Annotated in this window: 19 protein-coding genes; 17 read left to right on the forward strand and 2 right to left on the reverse strand. The window is 43.0% G+C overall.

The features are described from left to right. The 7 genes from LG34_RS08370 to purB all read left to right on the forward strand — a co-directional run. Positions 1 to 1,135, forward strand: a 1,135-nt coding sequence (locus tag LG34_RS08370) for a phosphoglycerate kinase (protein WP_109215680.1), incomplete at its 5' end; no start/stop codon positions are given. 167 nt (positions 1,136 to 1,302) lie between these two features. Beyond that, the gene (gene tpiA, locus LG34_RS08375) at positions 1,303 to 2,055 is read left to right on the forward strand and encodes a triose-phosphate isomerase (protein ID WP_109215681.1); all 753 of its coding nucleotides are present in this window, start codon (positions 1,303 to 1,305) and stop codon (positions 2,053 to 2,055) included. Between the two features lie 154 nt (positions 2,056 to 2,209). After that, positions 2,210 to 3,754 carry a 2,3-bisphosphoglycerate-independent phosphoglycerate mutase gene (gpmI, locus tag LG34_RS08380; protein ID WP_109215682.1) on the forward strand — a complete coding sequence of 515 codons (1,545 nt, stop codon included), beginning with the start codon at positions 2,210 to 2,212 and terminating at the stop codon, positions 3,752 to 3,754. Positions 3,755 to 4,029: 275 nt separating this feature from the next. Beyond that, on the forward strand, positions 4,030 to 5,358 hold the full coding sequence (locus LG34_RS08385) for an MATE family efflux transporter (protein ID WP_109215683.1): 1,329 nt from the start codon (positions 4,030 to 4,032) through the stop codon (positions 5,356 to 5,358). A 287-nt stretch (positions 5,359 to 5,645) separates the two neighbouring features. Next, positions 5,646 to 6,527, forward strand: a complete 882-nt coding sequence (locus LG34_RS08390) for a phosphoribosylaminoimidazolesuccinocarboxamide synthase (RefSeq protein WP_109215684.1) — start codon at positions 5,646 to 5,648, stop codon at positions 6,525 to 6,527. A gap of 28 nt (positions 6,528 to 6,555) precedes the next feature. Beyond that, complete coding sequence (gene purF, locus LG34_RS08395; protein ID WP_109215685.1) at positions 6,556 to 8,004, forward strand: amidophosphoribosyltransferase; 1,449 nt, start codon at positions 6,556 to 6,558, stop codon at positions 8,002 to 8,004. A 175-nt stretch (positions 8,005 to 8,179) separates the two neighbouring features. Beyond that, complete coding sequence (gene purB / locus LG34_RS08400) at positions 8,180 to 9,613, forward strand: adenylosuccinate lyase (protein ID WP_109215686.1); 1,434 nt, start codon at positions 8,180 to 8,182, stop codon at positions 9,611 to 9,613. 168 nt (positions 9,614 to 9,781) lie between these two features. Here the strand turns inward: purB and LG34_RS08405 are convergent, their stop codons facing one another. Then, complete coding sequence (locus tag LG34_RS08405) at positions 9,782 to 10,078, reverse strand: helix-turn-helix domain-containing protein (protein WP_109215687.1); 297 nt, start codon at positions 10,076 to 10,078, stop codon at positions 9,782 to 9,784. Positions 10,079 to 10,268: 190 nt separating this feature from the next. After that, positions 10,269 to 11,102: an AraC family transcriptional regulator gene (locus tag LG34_RS08410; RefSeq protein ID WP_109215688.1), complete on the reverse strand. Its 834-nt coding sequence runs from the start codon at positions 11,100 to 11,102 to the stop codon at positions 10,269 to 10,271. A 229-nt stretch (positions 11,103 to 11,331) separates the two neighbouring features. On the opposite strand from LG34_RS08410, the gene LG34_RS08415 reads away from it, so the two are divergent. The 10 genes from LG34_RS08415 to LG34_RS17100 all read left to right on the forward strand — a co-directional run bounded on the left by LG34_RS08415 (position 11,332) and on the right by LG34_RS17100 (position 24,849). Further along, positions 11,332 to 12,501, forward strand: coding sequence for a galactokinase (locus LG34_RS08415; RefSeq protein ID WP_109215689.1), 1,170 nt, complete (start codon positions 11,332 to 11,334; stop codon positions 12,499 to 12,501). Between the two features lie 173 nt (positions 12,502 to 12,674). Continuing rightward, complete coding sequence (gene galT / locus LG34_RS08420) at positions 12,675 to 14,171, forward strand: UDP-glucose--hexose-1-phosphate uridylyltransferase (RefSeq protein ID WP_109215690.1); 1,497 nt, start codon at positions 12,675 to 12,677, stop codon at positions 14,169 to 14,171. 136 nt (positions 14,172 to 14,307) lie between these two features. Beyond that, positions 14,308 to 15,324, forward strand: a complete 1,017-nt coding sequence (gene galE, locus LG34_RS08425) for a UDP-glucose 4-epimerase GalE (RefSeq protein WP_109215691.1) — start codon at positions 14,308 to 14,310, stop codon at positions 15,322 to 15,324. A gap of 17 nt (positions 15,325 to 15,341) precedes the next feature. Then, positions 15,342 to 15,854: a hypothetical protein gene (locus LG34_RS08430; RefSeq protein WP_109215692.1), complete on the forward strand. Its 513-nt coding sequence runs from the start codon at positions 15,342 to 15,344 to the stop codon at positions 15,852 to 15,854. Then, positions 15,851 to 16,786 (forward strand): AraC family transcriptional regulator, encoded by a 936-nt coding sequence (locus LG34_RS08435; protein WP_109215693.1) that lies wholly within the window; start codon positions 15,851 to 15,853, stop codon positions 16,784 to 16,786. Before LG34_RS08430 ends, LG34_RS08435 begins: the two co-directional genes overlap by 4 nt. Positions 16,787 to 17,321: 535 nt before the next feature. Continuing rightward, positions 17,322 to 18,671 (forward strand): ABC transporter substrate-binding protein, encoded by a 1,350-nt coding sequence (locus LG34_RS08440; RefSeq protein ID WP_109215694.1) that lies wholly within the window; start codon positions 17,322 to 17,324, stop codon positions 18,669 to 18,671. Between the two features lie 94 nt (positions 18,672 to 18,765). Further along, positions 18,766 to 19,659 carry a carbohydrate ABC transporter permease gene (locus LG34_RS08445; RefSeq protein WP_109215695.1) on the forward strand — a complete coding sequence of 298 codons (894 nt, stop codon included), beginning with the start codon at positions 18,766 to 18,768 and terminating at the stop codon, positions 19,657 to 19,659. Continuing rightward, on the forward strand, positions 19,652 to 20,482 hold the full coding sequence (locus tag LG34_RS08450; RefSeq protein ID WP_347486766.1) for a carbohydrate ABC transporter permease: 831 nt from the start codon (positions 19,652 to 19,654) through the stop codon (positions 20,480 to 20,482). The genes LG34_RS08445 and LG34_RS08450 overlap by 8 nt, the downstream gene beginning before the upstream one ends. Before the next feature lie 127 nt (positions 20,483 to 20,609). After that, positions 20,610 to 22,643 carry a beta-galactosidase gene (locus LG34_RS08455; protein ID WP_242979835.1) on the forward strand — a complete coding sequence of 678 codons (2,034 nt, stop codon included), beginning with the start codon at positions 20,610 to 20,612 and terminating at the stop codon, positions 22,641 to 22,643. A gap of 223 nt (positions 22,644 to 22,866) precedes the next feature. Continuing rightward, a complete protein-coding gene (locus tag LG34_RS17100; RefSeq protein WP_242979836.1) occupies positions 22,867 to 24,849 on the forward strand; it encodes a hypothetical protein in 1,983 nt (660 codons plus the stop codon). Positions 24,850 to 25,147 lie beyond the last annotated feature (298 nt).

A 25,147-nucleotide genomic window follows, 5' to 3' on the forward strand; every position in this document is an offset into this window, starting at 1 on the left:
ACCGTTAAAAGATGGCAAGATCACAGACGAGAACCGTCTTGTAGCAGCTCTTCCGACCATCAAAAAACTGATCGCTGACGGCGGCAAAGTAATTCTTTGCTCCCACCTTGGTAAAGTAAAAACTGAAGAAGATAAAAAGACAAAAACTCTTGCACCGGTTGCAGCACGTTTATCCGAGCTGTTAGGACAGGAAGTAAAATTTGCAGCTGATCCGGAAGTTGTAGGACCGAACGCAAAAGCTGCTGTAGAAGCTATGAAAGACGGTGATGTGATCCTTCTTGAGAATACACGTTTCAGACCGGAAGAGACAAAGAACGGAGAGGCTTTCTCCAAAGATCTTGCGTCCATCTGTGATGTATTCGTAAACGATGCATTTGGTACTGCTCACAGAGCACATTGCTCCAACGTAGGCGTTGCAGGTCTGGTTGACACAGCTGTTGTTGGTTACTTAATGCAGAAAGAGATTGATTTCCTTGGAAACGCAGTAAACAATCCGGAGAGACCGTTCGTAGCAATCCTTGGCGGTGCAAAAGTAGCAGATAAATTAAATGTAATCTCCAACCTGCTTGAAAAATGCGATACTCTGATCATCGGTGGTGGTATGGCATTCACATTCCTGAAAGCAAAAGGATATGAAGTAGGAAAATCCTTAGTAGATGATACAAAGATCGATTACTGCAAAGAAATGATGGAAAAAGCTGAGAAACTTGGCAAGAAATTACTTCTTCCGGTTGATACAACCATCGCAGCAGGTTTCCCGGATCCAATCGATGCAGAAATCGAAGTAGAAGTAGTTCCGTCTGATGCAATTCCGGCAGACAAAGAAGGTCTTGATATCGGAACAAAGACAGCTGAGTTATATGCAGATGCAGTAAAATCCGCAAAAACAGTTGTATGGAACGGACCGATGGGTGTATTCGAGAACCCGATCCTTGCAAAAGGTACCATCGCAGTTGCAAAATCCCTTGCAGAGACAGACGCTACAACAATCATCGGTGGTGGTGATTCCGCAGCAGCTGTAAACCAGCTTGGATTTGGTGACAAGATGACTCATATTTCTACTGGTGGTGGAGCTTCTCTGGAATTCCTTGAAGGAAAAGAGTTACCAGGCGTAGCAGCAGCAAACGACAAATAAAAATCCCATATATGAAATAATTGCTTCGTTAGATGAGACTTGACGTACTTTTTTGTGTACGCCTGCGTCTCATCTGCCTTGCACTGATTCCATATCTGAAATTTTTGGAAAATTATATACAAATCAGAAAAATATGTATTGAAATGGATGTAAGGAGAAAAGATAAAATGGCTAGAAAGAAAATTATTGCAGGTAACTGGAAAATGAATAAAACACCGAGCGAGGCAGTTGCTCTGGTGAACGAGTTAAAACCGTTAGTAGCTAACGAGGATGTTGATGTAGTATTCTGTGTACCGGCAATCGACATCATCCCGGCTATGGAAGCTGCAAAAGGCAGCAATATCTGCATCGGTGCTGAGAACATGTATTTTGAGGAGAGCGGAGCTTACACAGGCGAGATTTCCCCGAACATGTTAGTAGATGCTGGTGTAAAATATGTTGTCCTTGGACATTCTGAGAGACGTGAGTATTTTGCAGAGACAGATGAGACTGTAAACAAAAAAGTTCTGAAAGCTTTCGAGCATGGCATTACACCGATCATCTGCTGTGGCGAGACTCTGACACAGAGAAAACAGGGTATCTACCTTGACTGGATCCGTATGCAGATCAAGATTGCATTCCAGAACGTAACTGCAGATCAGGCAAAAACAGCAGTAATCGCTTACGAGCCAATCTGGGCAATCGGAACAGGTGAGACAGCTACTTCTGATCAGGCAGAGGAAGTATGCGGCGCGATCCGTGCATGCATCGCTGAAGTTTATGATGAGGCTACTGCAGAAGCAATCCGCATCCAGTATGGCGGATCTGTAAACGCAGGAAACGCAGCAGAGTTATTTGCAAAACCGGACATCGATGGTGGTCTGGTAGGCGGCGCTTCTCTGAAAGCTGACTTCGGCAAAATCGTTAACTACAATAAATAAAAAACATTAACAATGCTTTAACAATTCAGAGCCATCCGCAAGTCCGTTTGGCTCTGAATTTATCTCAAACTAAATTGGTGTTTCTGCTCATATGAAGAAGTTTTGAAAATGACTTTTTGACGGGGACAACGATACAGATATTTTGGAGGAAAACATGAGTAAAAGACCAGTCGTATTAATGGTTTTAGATGGATATGGCTTAAATGACAATCCGGAAGGAAATGCTATCGCAATGGCAAAAACTCCGGTAATGGACAGCCTGATGAAAGACTATCCGTTTGTAAAAGGTGCCGCATCTGGTCTGGCAGTTGGTCTGCCGGATGGTCAGATGGGAAATTCTGAGGTTGGACATATGAACATCGGCGCAGGCCGTATCATTTATCAGGATCTGACCAGAATCACAAAAGCAATCGAAGATGGCGATTTCTTTGAAAACAAAGGATTGCTGACAGCGATTGAAAACTGCAAGAAAAACAATTCTGACCTGCATCTGTGGGGACTGTTATCCGATGGTGGCGTACACAGTCACATCACACATCTGTACGGTCTTCTTGAGATGGCAAAAAAACATGGTCTGACAAACGTATATGTACATGCATTTTTAGACGGTCGTGATACACCGCCAGCTTCCGGAAAAGATTATATCGAGCAGCTGGAAGCAAAAATGCAGGAAATCGGCGTAGGTAAGATCGCGTCTATTTCCGGTCGTTACTATGCAATGGATCGTGATAACAACTGGGATCGTATCCAGAAAGCATACGATTCTTTAGTATCCGGAACAGGTGTACAGGCAACTGATGCAGTAAAAGCAATGGAAGCTTCTTATGCAGACGGCGTAACAGATGAGTTTGTACTTCCGACGGTTATCACAGATGAAGCAGGAAAACCGGTTTCTGTTGTAAAAGAGAATGATTCCGTTATTTTCTTCAACTTCCGTCCGGACCGTGCACGCGAGATCACCAGAGCATTCTGTGACGATGCATTTACCGGATTTGAGCGTCCGTTCATTCCGCTGACCTATGTATGCTTCAAAGATTACGATGAGACAATCCCGAACAAGATTATTGCATTCGAGAAAGAATCCATCAAAAATACATTCGGTGAGTTCCTTGCTGCACAGGGCAAAAAACAGCTCCGTCTGGCAGAGACAGAAAAATACGCACACGTTACTTTCTTCTTCAACGGTGGCGTAGAGGAGCCGAACGTAGATGAGGCACGTCTGTTAGTTGCATCTCCGAAAGATGTTGCAACTTATGATCTGAAACCGGAAATGAGTGCTCCGGAAGTAGGTATGGATCTGGTAGAAGCAATCAAATCCGACAAATACGATGTGATCATCATCAACTTCGCGAACCCGGATATGGTAGGTCATACCGGTGTGATCCCGGCAGCGGTTGCAGCTGTAGAGCGTGTGGACAGCCTGGTAGGCGATGCTGTACAGGCTGTCAAAGACGTAGACGGAATCCTGTTTATCTGTGCTGACCACGGAAATGCAGAGCAGATGATCGATTATACAACCGGCAACCCACATACTGCCCATACAACTAACCCGGTACCGTTTATTCTGGTAAATGCAGATCCGTCTTACGGACTGGCAGAGGGTGGATGTCTGGCAGATATCGCTCCGACACTGATCGAGCTGATGGGCTTGACTCAGCCTCAGGAGATGACCGGTCACAGTTTATTAACTAAGAAATAAGATGTGGATTTTCTTCCCTTTCTGATTCAAATATAACGTATGTAAGAATTGAATCAGGAAGTATCACTGGTAAAGTGAGCTTTTTTCGCCACACAACAGTTATTCTAATTGTTGTGTGGCTTTTTCTATGTATATTTACTTGAAAAGAAATTATTGATTTAAATGGGTACGGTTCAGACAGATAAGTTCAAGAATGCCGGAGCATTCTTGAACAGATATGAATAAATATAAGTAACAAGGCAATACCAGCTTTGTGATAGGAGGAGTATAAGTAATTGAACGAGACATTTATGAAGGAAAAACCGATTTTTCCGCTGTTGCTATCGATGTCCCTTCCGATGGTCATCTCCATGGCGGTAAATTCGCTTTACAACATTGTAGACAGTTATTTTGTGGCAAAGATCAGTGAGAATGCTATGACGGCACTTTCACTGGTGTTTCCAATCCAGAACTTTATCAATGCAGTAGCCATTGGTTTTGGTGTCGGAATCAATGCCATGATCGCCCAGCATCTTGGTGCAGGAAGAAGGGACAAAGCAGACGAGGCACTGACACAGGGTATGGTGCTGTCGGTCATTCATGGAATTATTATGATGATTGTGTGCATCGTTGGAATTCCATACTTTTTGAAATTATTTACCACAGACGCGAATGTGATTGCGCTTGGTGTGCGTTACGCGACCATCGCATTTTCGTTTTCCATTATTATCACGGTAAATCTGACCTTGGAAAAAATGTATCAGGCGATCGGAAATATGAATATTACCATGGTATGTCTGCTGATCGGCTGTGGATTGAATATTTTACTGGATCCGATGATCATTTTTGGCATCGGACCGTTCCCGCAACTTGGTATTGCGGGAGCAGCGCTGGCAACCGGAGTAGGACAGTGTGTGCCAGTGGTGATTTATCTGATTGTGTATGTGAAAAAACCAAAGAGAGTCGCATTCCGTCGGGAATATATGCATCTGACAAAACCGGTTGTGGCACAGTTATACGGCATTGGTGTGCCTGCTATTTTAAATATGGCGCTGACTTCCGTGCTGACCACGGCATTAAATGCGATTTTGGCAGCATTTTCCCAGACCTATGTGCTGGTGCTTGGTATTTATTATAAACTGCAGACCTTTTTGTACATGCCGGCGAACGGAATCATTCAGGGTATGCGTCCGCTGATTGGCTACAATTACGGAGCCGGAGAGCATAAGCGTGTGAATCAGCTTTATCGACTGACACTGATCATGAACGTCTGCATTATGGCAGTTGGTATGATTCTGTGCCTGACAATCCCGGGAAAACTAATGGGAGCATTTGCGGAAAATCCGGAGACTGTTCAGGTGGGTATCACGGCATTACACATTATCTGCTTTGGATTTGTGGTTTCCGCAGTATCTGTTACTGGATGCGGTGCGTTGGAAGGACTGGGAAAAGGCGTACCGTCCTTGTTGATTTCGTTATCCAGATATGTGGTGCTGATCATTCCGCTGGCATTTATTTTCAGCCGGTTCTGGGGAGCAGCTGGTGTATGGCATGCTTTCTGGGTGGCAGAAGCATTGACAGCTATATTTGCAGCAATCATCTATCAACGCAGTGTAAGAGAGTAGTACATAGAAGCAGAGCGAAAACTATATATAAGTATAACTAATTAGTAAGAAAAAATATACAAAAATACTTATAAATAGAGCCGGATTTTCTACACTCACTTTTCCAATCTGCGGTCATTGTCGATTGACGAATGTTTTTCGAATGTATTATACTTAAATTACATTGCGAAAGTTTTATTTATAAATGTGTTCCGTTTTATTTGGAAAATCTATTTATGGATAAAATGTTTTGCAGGACATACAGAAACTAAATAAGTACAATACAGAGAAAAGGGGAATCAATCGCTATGAGTATTCAGACATTCAAACCGGTGAAAGAAGGAAAAGTACGTGAGGTTTATGATATTGGTGACAGCCTGATCATTACCGCCACAGACAGAATTTCTGCTTTTGATGTAATTTTAAAAAATAAAGTTGAGAAAAAAGGTACTATTCTGACAAAAATGTCAGAGTTCTGGTTCGATTTTACAAAAGATATTTTACCGAACCATATGATTTCTACTGATGTAAAAGATATGCCGGAGTTTTTCCAGAATGAGAGATTTGATGGAAACAGCATGAAATGTAAGAAACTTGAGATGCTTCCGGTAGAATGTATTGTACGTGGATATATTACAGGAAGCGGCTGGGCAAGCTACTGCGAGAACGGTACTGTCTGCGGCATCAAGCTTCCGGAAGGATTAAAAGAGTCCGAGAAACTTCCTGAGCCGATCTACACACCATCCACAAAAGCTGAGATCGGTGATCATGATGAGAACGTAAGCTTTGAGCAGACAGTCATCAATCTGGAGAAAATCTATCCGGGCAAAGGACAGGAGTATGCGGAGAAACTGCGTGACTACACCATTGCACTTTACAAAAAATGTGCAGAGTACGCATTAAGCAAAGGTATCATCATCGCAGATACAAAATTTGAGTTTGGCCTGGATGAGAACGGAAATGTCATCCTTGGTGATGAGATGCTGACACCGGACAGCTCCCGTTTCTGGCCATTAGAGGGATACGAGGCAGGCAAAGGACAGCCATCTTATGATAAACAGTTTGTAAGAGACTGGTTAAAAGCAAACCCGGACAGCGATTATCTGCTTCCGGATGAAGTAATCGAAAAAACAGTGGATAAATACAAAGAGGCATATGAAGTGCTGACTGGAAAGAAATTCGAAGCATAAAACTGTGTAAGTTGGAGGGAAAAGATTCATGCTGGAAAACAAAATGGAACAGACCATGGCACAGGACGAATTACATGAGGAGTGTGGTGTCTTTGGTATCTATGATTTAGACGGACATGATGTGGCATCTAGCATTTATTATGGACTGTTCGCCCTGCAGCACCGTGGACAGGAGAGCTGCGGTATCGCGGTCAGCGAGACACAGGGACCGAAGGGAAAAGTATCCAGTTTCAAGGATATGGGGCTTGTCAATGAGGTGTTTAACGCAGAAAATCTGGAGCGTCTGAAAGGTGACATCGGCGTAGGACATGTGCGTTATTCTACTGCCGGAGCTTCCACCAGAGAAAATGCGCAGCCGCTGGTACTGAACTATGTCAAAGGTACACTGGCGCTGGCACACAACGGAAACCTGATCAATGCCAATGAACTGCGTCACGATCTGGAGTATACAGGTGCGATCTTCCAGACCACCATTGACTCTGAGGTTATCGCATACCATATCGCGAGAGAGCGTCTGAAAGTCGGCACCGTTGAGGAGGCCGTACAGCGCGCCGCTGCAAAAATGAAAGGTGCATATTCCATCGTTGTCATGAGCCCGCGAAAACTGATCGGCGCTCGTGATCCGTTTGGGTTTAAGCCATTATGTATTGGTAAACGCGATAATTCTTATATTATTACATCCGAGACTTGTGCTCTTGAGACTATCGGTGCAAAGTTCGTACGTGATGTAAAACCGGGAGAAGTCGTTACGATCAATGGTGAGGGAGAAATTTTTTCTGATATGACAAATGCCATTGATCCGTGCAAAGAAGGAAGATGTATTTTTGAGTACATTTATTTCGCAAGAGCAGACAGTCACTTTGACGGCATCAGCGTTTACGATGCCAGAATCAAAGCCGGCAGATTCCTTGCACAGGATTCACCGGTAGAAGCAGATCTGGTTGTCGGTGTTCCGGAATCCGGAAATGCCGCAGCACTTGGTTATGCAATGGAATCCGGTATTCCATATGGTACCGCATTTGTCAAAAACAGCTACGTGGGACGTACGTTCATCAAGCCGAAACAGAGCAGCCGTGAGCAGAGTGTCCGCGTAAAATTAAATGTAGTAAAAGAGGCAGTTGCCGGAAAACGAATCATTATGATCGACGATTCCATCGTGCGTGGAACCACATCCGGACTGATCGTAAATATGCTGAAAGAAGCAGGTGCAAAAGAAGTACATGTGCGCATCAGTGCACCGCCATTCTTATGGCCATGTTATTTCGGAACCGATATTCCTGCCAGAGAGCAGCTGATCGCCTATAACCGTTCCATTGAGGACATCCGTGATCTCATCGGAGCAGATTCCCTTGGTTATCTGCGCATCGAGCGCCTGAAAGAGATGGTAAGCGGTCTGCCGATCTGTGAGGGATGTTTCACAGGAACATACCCGTTAGCTCCGCCAACTGAAGATATTCGTGGCGAGTATGAGCGATAAACAGCAAACATTTTCAATTTGAGACGTTTGTTATTTTGAGTAAAAAAACTTGCATTAGAAGCATAAAACATACTATTATAATATAAGCATGTATACAGAAACTGGAGCAAATTGGAATGACTGAAGACCGTTGTTCCGTTTGCTACAGTTTTGCTTTTGTAAAGGAGAAAAAAATATGAGTACAGACAGATATACAAGTCCACTTTCCGAGCGTTATGCAAGCAAAGAAATGCAGTATATTTTTTCACCGGAGATGAAATTCCGTACCTGGAGACGTCTCTGGATCGCCCTTGCTGAGACTGAGAAAGAGCTTGGTTTGGACATTACACAGGAGCAGATCGACGAGCTGAAAGCACACAAAGATGACATCAACTTTGAAGTCGCAAAAGAGCGTGAAAAACTGGTGCGTCATGACGTTATGTCTCATGTATACGCATACGGTGTACAGTGCCCGAAAGCAAAAGGTATCATTCACCTTGGCGCAACCTCCTGCTACGTTGGTGACAACACAGATATCATTCTGATGTCTGAGGCTCTGAAATTAGTTCGTAAAAAACTGATCAACGTAATCGCAGAGCTTGCAAAATTTGCAGACCGCTATAAAAACCTGCCGACACTGGCATTTACACATTTTCAGCCAGCGCAGCCGACAACGGTTGGAAAACGTGCCACACTGTGGACACAGGAATTCCTGATGGATCTGGAAGACCTTGATTATGTGCTTGGTTCTCTGAAATTACTTGGTTCCAAAGGAACGACTGGTACACAGGCAAGTTTCTTAGAGTTGTTTGACGGAGATCAGGAGACCATTGACAAGATTGATCCGATGATCGCTGCAAAAATGGGATTCAAAGAGTGCTATCCGGTATCCGGACAGACTTATTCCCGAAAAGTAGATACAAGAGTATTAAATGTCGTTGCAGGAATCGCTGCAAGCGCACATAAAATGTCAAACGATATCCGTCTGCTTCAGCATCTGAAAGAAGTAGAAGAGCCATTTGAGAAAAATCAGATCGGATCATCCGCAATGGCATACAAGAGAAATCCGATGAGAAGTGAGCGTATTGCTTCTATTTCCAGATATGTGATGATCGACGCATTAAACCCGGCGATCACATCCGCAACACAGTGGTTTGAGCGTACACTGGATGATTCTGCAAACAAACGTCTGAGTGTAGCAGAAGGATTCCTTGCTATTGATGGCGTACTGGATCTGTGCCTGAACGTCGTAGACGGACTGGTTGTATATGACAAAGTAATCACAAAACATCTGATGAGCGAGTTGCCGTTCATGGCAACAGAGAACATCATGATGGATGCCGTAAAGAAAGGCGGAGACCGTCAGGAACTTCATGAGAAGATCCGTCAGCTTTCCATGCAGGCAGGTGCAAATGTAAAACAGAATGGTCTGGATAACAACCTGCTGGAGCTCATCGCAGCAGATGAGAGCTTTGGTCTGACACTGGAAGAACTGCAGGCAAATATGGATCCGTCCAAGTATGTGGGACGTGCTCCGCTGCAGGTAGATAACTTCCTGAAAAATCATGTAAATCCGGTTCTGGATGCAAACAAAGAAATTCTTGGAATGACCGCTGAAATCAACGTTTAAATTCTGTGGTGAATAAAATCTAGGTGATGTAACTGAAATAAAGGGAAGAGGATATTTTTTCTTGCGAAGCGATTGTTAGCTAGCAAGAAAAAATATCCTCTTCCCTTTTACACAGTCCCAAAACTAAAAGTTCCCAAAACCTGAAGTTTTCACGTTGCCGGCAACATTTTACCGGCGCTCATTCAAAATTTTCAAATCATTCACAATCTGCTGGATATGCGCTTTCTGTTCCAACGTCAGACCAGTGGATTCGATATAAATTTTCTGATCATCCTGCAATTCCAACAGATAATCGGCAGAACAGGAGAGAACTTCACAGATCCGTCTTAACATGTCGATGGATGGCATGATGTTATTGTTTTCCCAGTTACTGACGCTTTGTTTTGACACGTTTAATTTTTCGGCAAGCTGTACCTGATTGAGCTTGGCAGCCTGTCGAAGTGCTTTTATCTGATCTCCGAACATAGTTATCTCCTTTTTTCTCCACTTTAAAGGAGATAAGGTCTTTTTACAAAATACAGGAGTATTGCCAAACTAGATTATGAGTAAAATATTTCAAACTATGCAGAAAACATCAATTTTATAGTGTGTGAACAATTACAGAATCTGGCAAGTTCAGTCTGTACGGCTCTTTTATGCGTATTTTGCTGGAAACTCAGTCTGCACGATTTTTCCGGGCATATTCTGTGGGTGGCATACCCATCTGTTTATGAAATACGCGGGAAAAATACAGACTATTGTCAAAACCGACGGATTCAGCAATATCCATCATGGACATATTGTTGTGTGTCAGCAGATAACATGCCTGCTTGATCCGGTATTCGCTTAAATATTCTTTGGGTGATTTCCCAAGAACTGCCTGAAATGCCCGGCACAGGTAGCTTCGACTCAAACCTACATAAGCCGCCATATCATCAACTGTGATGGGGGAACCATAGTTTGAGGAGATATATTCAATGCTTTTGATTACGTAACTTTCTTTTCGACTCAGCTTGTTCTTTTTTTCTGCCTCACGCATATAAATAGCAAGAAGCATGTACAGGTAGCCTGCCATTTCCACGGAATTGATAAAGTCATTTCCACGGGCATTGTAGATCTGATTCATGCGCTGATTGATCTCCCCGCTGTGGATATTGTTGTAAGTCACCGGAAAAGACGGGGTGAAGCGGGTTGCCTTCAGGATGGAGGGGGCATCGTTTCCGGTGAACCCGATCCAGGAATATTCCCAGGGGTCTTCCTTATCCGCATAGTACCAGACTTCATGATTTGGATAGATCAAAAAGGAGTCACCGGCTTTTAAAGTGTAGAGTTTCCCGTTGCAGTGGTAGTACCCTTTGCCTGTTAAAATGTGGTGGATCAGGTAATGGTCTTTGCTTCCAGGTCCCCAGTGATGATTTCGGTCACATTTTTGATGCCCAACATTACAGACGGACAGGGAAAAAAGTTCATATTTGCGTATTTTATAAGAATCCTTGTAAAAATCACTCATTTTTCATACCTCCAGAATAAAAATAGGTTAGCATAGAAAAAAGAAAAAAACAACATTTTTACATATTTTGCACACATTTCCATATAGGAATTTCGTAAGAAAGAAAGTACAATGAAACTATCAACGGCAGAGAAATGAGTTTGCGTGTACTGAGACAAAAATCGGTGCAAACGAAGAAGCAGTATCTGCCTGGTAATAACAGGAAAAATGAAATAGATGGAGGAGTTCGATGAAAGAGCAGTTATTAAAAGAGTTCAAAGAAAAATTTGGCAGTGAAGGCGATATCCGCAGCTATTTTGCACCGGGCAGAGTAAACCTGATCGGTGAGCATACCGATTACAATGGCGGACATGTATTTCCATGTGCACTGACCATCGGTACTTATGCAATTGTAAGAAAACGTGAAGACCGTAACTTCCGTTTTTATTCTACAAACTTTGAGAGTCTTGGTGTGATCGAGGCAAGCCTTGACAATCTGAAATACGATAAAGCTCTGGACTGGACCAACTATCCACTGGGTGTTGTATGGGCTTTTATTGAGAAAGGTTACCCGGTAGATTACGGTTTTGATATGCTGTTATTCGGAAATATTCCGAACGGTTCCGGACTTTCTTCTTCTGCTTCTGTAGAGGTTGTAACCGGTGTGGCTTTGCGTGACCTCTTTGGATACGATGATATTTCCATGATCGACATCGCATTATTCGGACAGTATTCCGAGAACAACTTCAACGGTGTTAACTGCGGTATCATGGATCAGTTCGCAATTGCAATGGGTAAAAAAGATCAGGCGATCTTCCTGGATACCAGTGATCTTTCCTATACATATGCACCGATCAAACTGGCAAATGAAAAAATCGTAATTGCATGCAGCAATAAAAAACGTGGTCTTGGTGATTCCAAATACAATGAGCGCCGTGCAGAGTGCGAGGAGGCTCTGGCAGAACTTCAGACAAAACTGGACATCAAAGCACTTGGAGAACTTTCTGAGGAAGAATTTGAGTCAAACAAAGACCTGATTAAGAGCGAAGTACGTCAGCGCCGTGCAAAACATGCCGTTTACGAGAATCAGCGTACCCTAAAAGCAGTAGATGCACTGAAAGCAGGAAATCTGGAAGAGTTCGGAAAACTGATGAACGCTTCTCACGTATCTCTGCGTGACGATTACGAAGTAACCGGTATCGAGCTTGATACACTGGTTGAGAACGCATGGGAGCAGGAAGGTGTCATCGGTTCCCGTATGACAGGTGCAGGCTTCGGTGGTTGTACCGTAAGTATTGTAAAAACAGACTGCGTCGATAAATTTATCGAGAACGTTGGAAAAGCATATCTGGAAAAAATCGGTTATGCGGCAGATTTCTATGTAGTAGAGATCGGCGACGGCGGAAGAGTTTTAGAGTAATAAGGTAATAACATGCAGCGGCTCAGAATCAATAGGATTCTGGATTGTTGCAAAAACAGACAGAAGTAATATTGCATGGAAAAATATCTGGTTAAATAGCAGAGAAATATAAAAATATCTGAGTTGAGGAACAGCAGATATTGGAACATGTATCATGAGGAGGAGCATACGAAATGTCTGATTTATATGTAGCAAGACTGGTACAGTACGGACTGGAGTCCGGTCTGATCCCGGAGGAGGAGCGGATTTACAGCACGAACCAGATTCTTGAGGTAATGAAAAAAGATGATTATGAGGCACCGACAGCCGAAGAAGTCGGCACAGAGATTGATCTGGCAGATACCTTAAACCACCTGCTGGATGAGGCTTTGGAGAGTGGCGTGTTAGAAGACGGCGGTGTGGTATCCAGAGATCTGTTTGATACAAAGCTGATGAACTGTCTGACTCCGCGTCCGGCTCAGGTCATTGCAAAATTCCGTGAGGATTATGCAGAAGATCCGAAGAAAGCGACCGATGATTACTATAACTTCAGCGTGGCAACCAACTACATCCGCAAGGATCGTATTGCGAAAGACCGTCGCTGGAAAGTGCCGTCTGAGTATGGTGAGATCGATATTACCATCAACTTAAGTAAACCGGAGAAAGACCCAAAAGCCATCGCGGCAGCGAAAATGGCAAAACAGTCTGCTTACCCGAAATGCCAGCTCTGTGTGGAAAATGAAGGTTACGCAGGCCGCCTGAATCATCCGGCGCGTCAGAATCATCGTATCATTCCGATTACCATCAACGGTGGAAACTGGGGTTTCCAGTATTCTCCGTATGTATATTATAACGAGCACTGCATCGTATTTAACGGCGAGCACACACCAATGAAGATTGAACGTGCAACGTTCCGTAAACTGTTCGATTTTGTAAAACAGTTTCCACACTATTTCCTGGGATCCAACGCAGACCTGCCGATCGTTGGCGGTTCTATCTTAAGCCATGATCATTTCCAGGGCGGACATTATACCTTTGCCATGGAAAAAGCAGAGTTTGAGAAAACAATCACAATCCCTGGTTTTGAGGATGTGGAAGCCGGAATCGTACACTGGCCGTTATCTGTCATCCGTATCAGAAGCAACGACGATGAGAGACTGGTAGAACTGGCAGATCATATTTTAAAAGCATGGCGTGGATACACCGATGAGGAAGCATTTATTTTTGCAGAGACAGACGGCGAACCACATAATACCATCACACCGATCGCACGTATGCGTGACGGCAAATACGAACTGGATCTGGCACTGCGTAACAATATCACCACAGAGGAATGCCCGCTTGGCGTATATCATCCGCATGCAGAACTGCATCACATCAAAAAAGAGAACATCGGTTTGATCGAGGTTATGGGACTGGCAGTATTACCTGCACGTCTGAAAAATGAGATGGACGTACTGGCTGAGTATATTCTGGAAGGCAAGGACATCCGTTCCAATGAGACCATCGAGAAACATGCAGACTGGGTAGATTCTTTCCGTGACCGGTATACATTTACAAAAGAGAATGTGGAAGAAATTCTGCAGCAGGAAATCGGAAAAGTATTTGTAAAAGTTCTGGAAGATGCCGGTGTATACAAATGCACCGAAGAAGGAAGAAAAGCATTTGACAGATTTGTTTCAGTTTTATAAAATGGTAACTGTTCAAAAATGGTCGGATTTGCATGCTTTTTAACAGAAAGCGTATGTTTCGCACTCTCCCTATGGATAAAAGTAGAGTGGTGTGAAAGGAAGAAATCTGACTTGCATGAATTTAGGAGGTAAAGATATGCATATTTTAGTAACCGGAGGCGCCGGATATATCGGCAGCCATACATGTGTGGAACTGTTAAACGCAGGCTATGAAGTAACTGTAGTAGATAATTTGTACAATTCCAGTGTGAAAGCCCTGGACCGCGTACAGGAGATCACCGGAAAAACACTGAAATTCTACGAAGCAGATATTCTTGACAGAGATGCCATGAATAAAATTTTTGATGAAAATACATTTGATGCAGTTATTCACTTCGCTGGTTTGAAAGCAGTCGGTGAGTCCGTTGCAAAACCAATCGAGTATTATCAGAATAATATCGGCGGAACACTGGTGCTGACAGACGTTATGCGTAACCATGGCTGCAAGAACATTATCTTCAGCTCTTCCGCAACAGTATACGGTGATCCGGCAATGATCCCGATTACAGAGGAGTGCCCGAAAGGAACCTGCACCAACCCATATGGCTGGACAAAGAGCATGTTAGAGCAGATTCTGACAGACATTCATACTTCTGATCCGGAGTGGAACGTTGTATTACTTCGTTACTTCAACCCGATCGGAGCACACAAGAGCGGCATGATCGGCGAAGATCCGAAAGGCATTCCAAACAACCTGCTTCCATATGTAGCTCAGGTTGCCATCGGTAAATTAGAGTGCCTTGGTGTATTCGGTGATGATTATGACACACCGGATGGAACAGGTGTACGCGATTACATCCACGTAGTAGATCTGGCAGTTGGACACGTAAAAGCAGTTGAGAAACTGGCTGACAAAGACGGTGTATCTATCTACAACCTTGGAACAGGACACGGATACAGTGTACTCCAGGTAGTTCATGCATTTGAGAAAGCATGCGGTCATGCGATTAATTATGCCATTAAACCGCGCCGCCCGGGCGATATCGCTATGTGCTACTGTGATCCGGCAAAAGCGAAAAAAGAGCTTGGCTGGGAGGCTCAGTACGGCATTGAGGATATGTGTGCTGATTCCTGGAGATGGCAGAGCCAGAATCCGAACGGATATGCTGACTGAAAGGAACTTTAGACTGAATGAACGACTATAAGATTACGCAGCAGGTAAAGCGGAAATCAAAGCGTTTTGCAAAACCATTATCAGTTACCATGGTCGTATTGGCCGTGGTACTGGTAATTCTTGCAATTATATTTGACACAGGACTTATGATGCCGGCTTTCTTATTTGCGGCATTATATTATGTGTTCTCCATCAATGCAGATACAGAGTATGAGTATGCGATGGAAAATGGAATCCTGACTATTGATGTGATCCGGGGAAAACGTCGTCGCAAGACGGCACATACGCTGGCACTCAAAGACCTTGAGGTGATTGCACCGAACTGGCATGAGTCTGTTGCAAAGTACAGAAAAGACGGCGGTACAGAAAAACTGAAAAAATTTGACTACACCTCTTATGACGATAATATCCCATATTATACGATGATCACATATGAGGACAAAGAAAAAATCAAACTGCTGCTTGATTTAAACAGCAGTATGCTGGAAGCAATCAAACGAGTTTACCCACAGAAGGTGTATTTACAATGAAAAAAATAAAGGGCAAAATGGAATTGCGTTATTATGATATTCCGCAAAATGAGTTTCTGATCGCATTGCAGAATCAGAACTGGCAGAATAAATATCAGACGGAATCCGATCTGCTCCATTTTCATAATCTGATGGAGATCGGCGTCTGCCGTCGTGGACACGGAACGATGCGTCTGGAAGATGATGTGGTTCGTTACGAATCCGGAATGATCAGTATCATACCGGTAAATTATCCGCACAATACCATACCGGATATCGGGGCAGATAACTGCTGGGAGTATCTGTTTGTAGATCCGGAGAAGATTTTTGCTGTTGTTTATGCAGATGATATCTTACAGCAGCAGAAAATTCTGGAAAATATCAATAGAAAAGCCTTTTTAGGACGGGAAGAAGATATCCCGAATATGAAAAATATTATCTGTGCGATCATGAGCGAGATGAGCTGTAAGCAGGAGTTTTACAGGGAGAGTACCCGCGGACTGGGTCTGGCTCTCATGATGATGATCGCCAGAATGAACTCCAATGTAGGCAATGCACCGGAAGGACTTCGCCAGAAAAACGGTTTTGATCAGGTGCGCCCGGCGCTGGAACATATCAGGGATCACTATGCAATGCCGATGAAGATTGCTGAGATCGCATCCGTCTGCCATATGAGTGAATCCCATTTCCGCAGACTGTTTGAGGAAAATATCGGTATGACACCGGTGGATTATCTGAATCAGGTGCGGGTAAAGAAAGCCTGTGACATGATCCGCAAGACAGGATATTCCATGGAGGAGATTGCCGTAAAAGTGGGATTTACGACGACCTCTACGTTTAACCGTAATTTTAAACGGATCGTGGGAACTTCTCCTTACCAGTGGAAGAAATCACCGGAAAATTTTGAGATACGTCTGGCAGATTTTAATATTCTGATCGAAAAAGGCTGGTAGTACAAAAATAAAATAAGACAAAAGATATGCCATGATGCGGTTCTGCCGTGTTCTGGCATTTTTTTATCAAAGGAAAAGTTACTGTTTTGAGATCTTTGCATAAAAATATGTGATAATAGTTTGACTTAAAGGGACATTTGTTTTATTTGATTCATAACAACAGATGTTTTCTGTTGTTTTAAAACAAAACAAAGCAATGTTTTGGAAAATAAAACCAGAAAAAGAACAGATACGGGCAAACTGTCGAAAAAAGCAGGGAAAATCTTCGTGAAAAAGACGAAAATGTGTTAAAAAATAAACGAAATTGCGGTATAAATGCGAAAAAAGTAAAAAAAGATAGTTGAAAATGCGAAAAAATATGCAAGTTGACGGTGAATGATTGAATATGCGCATATTGTAGAAAAAAATGCGAACAATAGTTGGAAGGGGTATAGTATAATATGTACATCTTGATGCAGGAGATAAAATGATATTTGAGTAAAATGTACAAAGAAATTTTGATGCATCAGAATTAATTTCATGAGGAGGAGAAAACATGAAAAAGAAAGTAATTTCACTTATGCTCATTGGTGCTATGGTAGCTTCCATGGCAGCTTGTGGCAGCAACGGCGGTAGCGACAATGGCAACGCAGCAAATGGCAATGACACATCTGCAGCAGCAGAGTCTGATGGCGGAGCAAGCGAGGGTGGCAACACATTAACAGTTTGGACATGGGATCCAGCATTCAACATTCCGGCAATCAAGGAAGCTGGAAATATTTACAAAGCTGATCATCCGGATTTCGAACTCAAAGTAGTTGAGACATTATCCGATGACTGTGAGACAAAACTGATCACAGCAGCTGAGTCTGGAGATCTTAGCACATTACCGGATATCGTTCTGATGCAGGATAACTCCTATCAGAAATTCGTTTCCATTTATCCGGAAGCATTTACAGATTTAACAGATTCCGGAATTGATTTTTCACAGTTTGCAGCTGGTAAACTTTCTTACTCTACAGTAGATGGAAAGAACTACGGTGTTCCGTTTGATAATGGTGCTGTAATCGGCGCATACAGAACAGATTATCTTGAGCAGGCTGGATACACAATTGATGATTTAACAGACATTGATTGGAACAGATTCATCGAGATCGCTAAAGACGTTAAAGAGAAAACCGGTAAATATATGTTATCAGGACAGGCTGACTCTCCGGATATGGTCATGGAGATGCTTCAGTCCGCAGGTGCTTCTCTCTTTGATAAAGACGGAAAACCGGCTATGACAGATAACGCAGCATTAAAAGAGTGCATCAGCATTTATCAGAAGATGGTAGAAGAAGGCGTTTACTACGAAGTAAACAACTGGGATGATTATGTATCCTCTATCACAACTGGGCAGGTTGCAGGTGTTATCAATGGTAACTGGATCTCAGCTACAATCATGGGTATGAAAGATACATCTGGTAAATGGGCTATCACAAATATGCCTAAATTAATTGAGACACCAAACGCAACTAACTACTCTAACAACGGTGGTTCTTCCTGGTATATTACATCAAACTGCAAGAACAAAGATCTGGCAATTGACTTCTTAAAGAGCACATTTGCCGGCAGCGTAAAACTTTATGAGAACATTCTTCCGACAACTGGAGCAATCGGTACATATGCACCGGCAGCTGATTCAACAGCTTACCAGGAGCCACAGGAATTCTGGAACAACCAGCCGATCTTCGCTAAAATTGTAGATTTCTCATTAAAGACACCTACAAATAACACAAGCCCATACTACTATGATGGACGTAATGCAATCGGTACACAGATTCAGAACATCATGAACGGTGCTGATGTTGATCAGGCTATCGCTGATGCTCAGGCAGAAGTAGAGTTCACAATGGGTGAGTAATTCCTGTTTGTTGAATGATTACAATGTAGTTTTTTAAATATGCGGGGGACTGCCTGGCAGTTCCCCGAATATTATTTGCGAAGGGGGTTTTGAGGTGGAACCTAAGAAAAAAGGCATGACCTTGGTTGCAAAACAAAAAGCGGCAGGATGGGCATTCCTGATCCCTGCATCAGCTATGATTGCAATTATGAGCTTTTTCCCGATGGTAAAGGCATTTATTCTTTCCTTACAGACTGGTAAAGGAGCGAATATGCATCTTTCCGGATTTTCAAACTATGTGCGTATGTTCCAGGATAAAGTATTTTTACGTTCTGTAGGAAATACGTTCATCTACCTGGCAATTCAGGTACCGATCATGCTTGTGCTTGCTATTTTACTTGCACAGCTTCTGAACAACAGAGATCTGAAACTGAGAGGTTTCTTCCGTACATGTGTATTCTTACCATGTGCAACATCTCTGGTTTCTTACGCTTTGATCTTCCGTTTCCTGTTCGCACAGGACGGATTTGTAAACAATGTATTAGTAGGTTTAGGCATCTTGGATCAGGGATATAATTTCCTTGGAAATGCCATAAGTGCTAAGATCGTAATTATCATCGCTTTGGTATGGAGATGGACAGGTTACAATATGGTATTCTATCTGGCCGGCTTGCAGAATATTGAGTACTCCGTATATGAGGCAGCCAAAATCGATGGTGCCAACGGATGGAAGACTTTCTGGAGTATTACCGTACCACTGTTAAAACCGACAATTATTATGACATTTATCATGTCAATTAACGGTACATTACAGTTGTTCGACGAGTCAGTCAACCTGACACACGGCGGACCTGCAAATGCAACTATTACAATGTCACATCATATTTACAATACCGTATTCTTACGTTCACCGAACTTTGGATATGGCGCAGCAATGTCATTCTTTGTATTTGTACTTGTGGCAATCCTTGCATTTATCAATATGAAAGTAGGTGATACACGTGACTAAGAAGAAAAATAAATCTATGATTCAGCGTCGACTGATCCCTACCTATATTTTCCTTGCAATTGTATCCCTGATCTCCGTATTTCCATTTTACTGGATGATCATGGCAGCAACAAATAACTATGTTGATGTATCAAAAGGAAAACTGACATTTGGTACTTATGCAGCTGAAAACTTCAGAAACCTGATCTCTCAGCAACCATTGGGACTGGCAATGAAGAATTCTTTCATTTATGCAATTTCAGTTACTGTTATCTGTCTGTTTATCTGCTCTCTTGCAGGTTACGGATTTGAGGTATATCATGATAAATGGAAAGACAAACTATTCTCTGTTCTGCTTCTTGCAATGATGATTCCGCAGGTCGCAACTATGATCCCTCTGTTCCGTATGTTCAGTAAAGCAGGCTTACTGAATACAGTACTTGCTTTCTTCCTGCCGATGATCTCGACACCGTTTATGATCATGATGTTTAGACAAAACTCACGAGCATTCCCGGTAGATATCGTTGAGGCAGCACGTATTGATGGCTTAAGCGAGATTAAGATTTTCTTCCAGATGTATATGCCGGTTATGAAATCTACATATGCAGCAGCAGCCGTTATTACGTTCATGAATGCATGGAATGCATATCTGTGGCCGAAGGTTTGTATGACAGATGGCAAATCTCTGAACATGGTTATGTTGATCGCAAACATGACTGGTGGTTACAAGATTGATTATGGTATGATCATGATGGGCGTATTATTCTGTTCCATCCCGACATTGGTTATCTTCTTCGTACTTCAGAAACAGTTTGCAGAAGGTATCACAGGTGCCGTTAAATAATTATCTCATTGAGATAATCATGAACAAAAATATTATATTGCAATTTTATGCAGCCCCACGGTGGTTTCGCCGTGGGGTTTTTAAAACAGACAATTACCGGAAATGTGTTTTCTGGTTTTGATAAAAAATGAACAAACAGAAAGGATTTGCAGACATGGGCGTTAAATTTGATCGTTTAGTTTATGGTGGAGATTACAATCCGGATCAGTGGTTGGAGTATCCGGATATTCTGGAAGAGGACATCCGTCTGATGAAGAAAGCGCATGTAAATACGGTTTCACTGGGGATTTTTGCATGGGCAAAACTGGAGCCGCAGGAGGGTGTGTATGATTTTGACTGGATGGAAGAAATCATCAATCGTCTGTATGAAAACGGAATCAGTGTATTCCTGGCAACTCCGTCCGGCGCACGTCCGCACTGGCTTGCAGACCGTTATCCGGAAGTGTTACGTGTAAATGAAATGCGTCAGAGAAATATTTTTGGACAGCGTCACAATCATTGCTATACATCTCCGATCTACCGTCAAAAAGTACGCCAGATCAATATGAAACTGGCAGAGCGTTTTGACCATCATCCGGGTGTGCTGATGTGGCATATTTCCAATGAGTATGGTGGAGAGTGCCATTGCCCGTTATGCCAGAGCGCATTCCGTAGCTGGTTAAAAAAACGGTATAACAATGATATCAAAGAAGTAAACCGCAAATGGAATACTGCATTCTGGAGTCATGATTATCAGAATTTTGACCAGATTGAGAGCCCGACACCGTTAGGAGAGACGTCCATTCACGGACTGGTGCTGGATTGGAAACGTTTTGTCAGTCATCAGAGCGTTGATTTCTGTAAGGCTGAGATTCAGGCTCTGCGTGATGCAGGCGGAACAAAACCGGCAACCACAAACCTGATGTATAACTTCCCGACGATTAATTATCATGAGATGGCAAAAGTGCTGGATGTGGTATCCTGGGATAATTATCCGCAGTGGCACAAAGGACCGGAGCGTCTGATTGCTATGGATAATGGTATGCAGCACGATATTATGCGTACCTTAAAGAAAGAGCCGTTTATCCTGATGGAGTCCTGTCCGGGACCGACAAACTGGCAGTCTGTCAGCAAATTAAAACGTCCGGGAATGTTAGAGACGGCTTCTTTGCAGGCGGTAGCGCATGGATCTGACAGCGTCATGTATTTCCAGATCAGAAAAGGTCGCGGTGGATTTGAAAAATTCCATGGTGCCCTGATCGACCATTACGGAAAAGAAGACGAGCGTACTTATCAGGAGTGTAAAGAGGTTGGTGCTGATTTGGAGCAGATCGATGAGCTGAAACATTCCAATGTAAAGGCAGATGTGGCAGTTATTTATGACTGGGAGAACCGTTGGGCGGTAGAAGAAGCACAGGGACCGCGTAATAAAGGTGTGTTCTATAAAGAAGCGGTAGAAAAATCCTATTATGCGTTCCGTAAACAGGGACTGAACGTAGATCTGCCGGATATGACTCAGGATCTTGACGGTTATAAGATCGTGGTTGCTCCAATGTTGTATATGTTTCGTGCAGGATTTGAAGATAAAGTGCGTAAATTTGTAGAAAATGGTGGTACATTTATTCTGACTTACTGGAGTGGCGTTGTTGATGAGAATGATCTGTGCGTACTTGGTGGTACACCGGGCGGTTTGATGGATGTTATGGGACTGCGCAGTACAGAGATTGATGGTCTGTATGACGGTGAGAGCAATACCGTAAAAGCGGTTGTTGGCGATGTGGCTTACAAGTGCGAGCACCTGTGCCAGCTGGTAGATGTTAAGACTGCCGAGCCGTTATTTGTATATGGTGAGGATTTCTATGCAGGTACACCGGCTATGACAGTGAATGAGTTCGGTAAAGGAAAAGCGTATTATGTATGCGCAGATTCTGAGCAGAAATTCTATGATGATGTGTATGCTGAGATCGTGGCAAAAGCTGGGGTTGAGAAACCGTTGAAACAGCATATTCCGGAAGGAATTGAAGTGTCCACACGTCAGGGTGAGAATGTGGAATATGTGTTCATCCAGAACTTTAATAAGGTTCCGACAGCGTTTACACCGGAGCTTGACGGGGCAGAGGTGCTCTTTGGTGAAGTTACCGGAGAAATGAAGCCGTTCTCTACTATTATCTTGAAAAAATAATATGGGTTCCTAAATATGGTTTCTTAATTTTACTAATTTAGGTTATTGACGAAATCGGGGAATCTTACCCTCGTCAGCTTGCGCTGACCAGAATCACGCACCAAGTCTCACGTGCGTTCGACTTGAAATTAGGAGGGATGCATGTCTCTTTTGATAAGTTGCATAGCAGAATAGGATTATAAATGGGTAGCGCGAGCTATAGGATCAGGAGAAGCGAAATAAAATGGGAAAAATATGTGAAAATGGACAGAAAGTTTATGCGGCCTATCAGGTTGCAAAATTGCTGAAGATATATGAGGATTGTTCGCCGAATGGTTTTTACCAGAGATGGAAACAGAAAAACACGTTTATGAACGAGCAGGCGGAAGCATTTGGAACGGGAAGAACAGATAGTTTTATTGATGAAGTTGAGCAGATTGTGGATCAGCGGCGTGCAGAGACCGAATGGAAGAATGAAGAAGCATGGAAAAACGGAACAGTGGCTTTCGGTGCGCGCTATCTGACACCGGAAATGTATCTGGATTATGAGTGGAAGAGTATTCAGCTGGCTTTTGTGGTGTATAAAGGTGATCGTGTTGGAAATCATAAATGCCAGGTTTATACAGAGGATGAGAAACGGGCATTTTACGAGAATAATCAGGATTTGTTTACCAGATATCATGGAGATCTGTTTCCATATGAAGAAGTGGATCTGATCATTGAAAAGTGGCTAAAAATGCAGGAGTACCAAGAATTCACAGAAAGTGTAGCGGCTAATGCGCATTTGAGTGAAACGACCGTAAATGAAATATCGACACAGGATGTGTCAGATGAAAAGTCAGATAATGCAGCTCAGTGGATGGCAGAGTTTGAGGTAATCTGGAATCAAATGCAGGCAGAACAACGTCAGAGAGAAGATAAAAATCGCCTGAAAGAAAATACAGGAATGGAGATTTGTGGACGTTGTTATTATGTCAGTGCAATTCATGGGGATGATAATAATGACGGAACAGAGAGTCATCCGTTAAAGAGTTTGTATGCGGTAAATTGTTTGGATTTGCAGCCGGGTGATCAGGTGCTTTTAGAGCGTGGTTCTGTGTTTGAAGGTCAGTTTTTGCATTTGGATGTACAGGGCACAAAGGAGCACCCAATTTATATTGGGGCGTATGGAACTGGCGAAAGACCGTTAATCCAGACGAATGGTCAGGGTATCTGGTATCAGGATTATGGAACGCAACTGGATGCACCGACGCATGTATACAAAGGATATGTGTCTTCTGCAGTTCTGCTGTATGATTGTGAATATGTGACTGTCGAAAATCTGGAGATAACCAACTGTGGTGGTGTATTTGGAGAAACATATTCGGCTCCGCACAAGATGAATCGCACCGGTGTGGCAGGAATTGCCAAGAACCGTGGAACGTTGCACGAAATTCATTTGAATAATCTGTATATTCATGATGTGGAAGGCAATGTTTACGATAAACATATGAATAACGGTGGCATTTATTTTACCTGTCTGAAGCCGGATGAGGAAGAAAAAACGGGTGTGGCACGTTATGAAAATGTCAGTGTACGTGGCTGCCATCTGAAACGGACAAGCCGTTGGGGCATTGCCATTGGATACAGTTATAAGTGTAAAGAGTTTATGATGGCAGAGCTGCCGGATGAATTATTTGAAAAATATGGTCATCACAATATTTACATTGCGGATAATTATGTGGAAGAAATCGGCGGCGATGGCATTACGGTGATGTATGCCATGAAACCGTTGGTGGAATACAATTCCGGGGACAGTTGTGCTCTGGAAATGAATGACCGTTATTATAGCGAACCGGAAAATCGTGGTGGAAAAGTTGCAGCAGGTATCTGGCCATGGAAGAGCAAAGATGCGTTACTAACCTACAATGAGATGCGGGATATGCGGCTGAATCAGGATAGTATGGCGTGGGATGCGGACTCCGGTGACGGAACATTATATCAGTATAACTATAGTCGGTTAAACGAAGGCGGATGTGTGATGTTCTGTCTGGAAGAAGCTATTCATAATGAGTTCCGTTATAATGTCAGCATGGATGACCTAGGCGGAACCATCAGTCCTTCCGGTAATCCGGATGCGTGGATTCACCACAATGTTTTTTATCACAGAGCGGAAGTGCCGTTTGTGCGGGCGCGCATGGATGATGGAACATATACCGCAGAAGAAAACAAATTTTACCAAATTTAGAAAAATTGCATCGGAGAAGCATCGGGAAAAGTAATTCAAAACATTATTTTCCTGATGCTTTTTTGTTGGAAAAGTTTATGCATTTCAGCGCAAAAAGTGTTGAAAATAAAAATTTTTGAATTTGAGTGTAGAAACTTTTGATATTCAGAAGTTATTGCAGTGTTTTTGTACATTTGGAGCGTAAATAAGACCATTTCTGATCGTGTGTATAAGGATTCCAAAAACAGCAGATAATGTAAGGGAGAAAACTGATTTATCTCAGTCGAGAAGACTCCCACTTCTGCAAGTGGTGAGTAAT

It is taken from the genome of Eubacterium ramulus, from assembly GCF_003122485.1.
Taxonomy (GTDB): domain Bacteria; phylum Bacillota; class Clostridia; order Lachnospirales; family Lachnospiraceae; genus Eubacterium_I; species Eubacterium_I ramulus_A.

Coding starts and splice junctions, on each gene's coding strand:
- LG34_RS08390 (WP_109215684.1), top strand. CDS start 5,646: ATGAGTATTCAGACATTCAAACCGGTGAAAGAAGGAAAAGTACGTGAG.
- galT (WP_109215690.1), top strand. CDS start 12,675: ATGTCTGATTTATATGTAGCAAGACTGGTACAGTACGGACTGGAGTCC.
- LG34_RS17100 (WP_242979836.1), top strand. CDS start 22,867: ATGGGAAAAATATGTGAAAATGGACAGAAAGTTTATGCGGCCTATCAG.
- tpiA (WP_109215681.1), top strand. CDS start 1,303: ATGGCTAGAAAGAAAATTATTGCAGGTAACTGGAAAATGAATAAAACA.
- LG34_RS08410 (WP_109215688.1), bottom strand. CDS start 11,102: ATGAGTGATTTTTACAAGGATTCTTATAAAATACGCAAATATGAACTT.
- LG34_RS08455 (WP_242979835.1), top strand. CDS start 20,610: ATGAACAAACAGAAAGGATTTGCAGACATGGGCGTTAAATTTGATCGT.
- LG34_RS08405 (WP_109215687.1), bottom strand. CDS start 10,078: ATGTTCGGAGATCAGATAAAAGCACTTCGACAGGCTGCCAAGCTCAAT.
- LG34_RS08415 (WP_109215689.1), top strand. CDS start 11,332: ATGAAAGAGCAGTTATTAAAAGAGTTCAAAGAAAAATTTGGCAGTGAA.
- LG34_RS08430 (WP_109215692.1), top strand. CDS start 15,342: ATGAACGACTATAAGATTACGCAGCAGGTAAAGCGGAAATCAAAGCGT.
- purB (WP_109215686.1), top strand. CDS start 8,180: ATGAGTACAGACAGATATACAAGTCCACTTTCCGAGCGTTATGCAAGC.
- LG34_RS08435 (WP_109215693.1), top strand. CDS start 15,851: ATGAAAAAAATAAAGGGCAAAATGGAATTGCGTTATTATGATATTCCG.
- gpmI (WP_109215682.1), top strand. CDS start 2,210: ATGAGTAAAAGACCAGTCGTATTAATGGTTTTAGATGGATATGGCTTA.
- galE (WP_109215691.1), top strand. CDS start 14,308: ATGCATATTTTAGTAACCGGAGGCGCCGGATATATCGGCAGCCATACA.
- purF (WP_109215685.1), top strand. CDS start 6,556: ATGCTGGAAAACAAAATGGAACAGACCATGGCACAGGACGAATTACAT.
- LG34_RS08440 (WP_109215694.1), top strand. CDS start 17,322: ATGAAAAAGAAAGTAATTTCACTTATGCTCATTGGTGCTATGGTAGCT.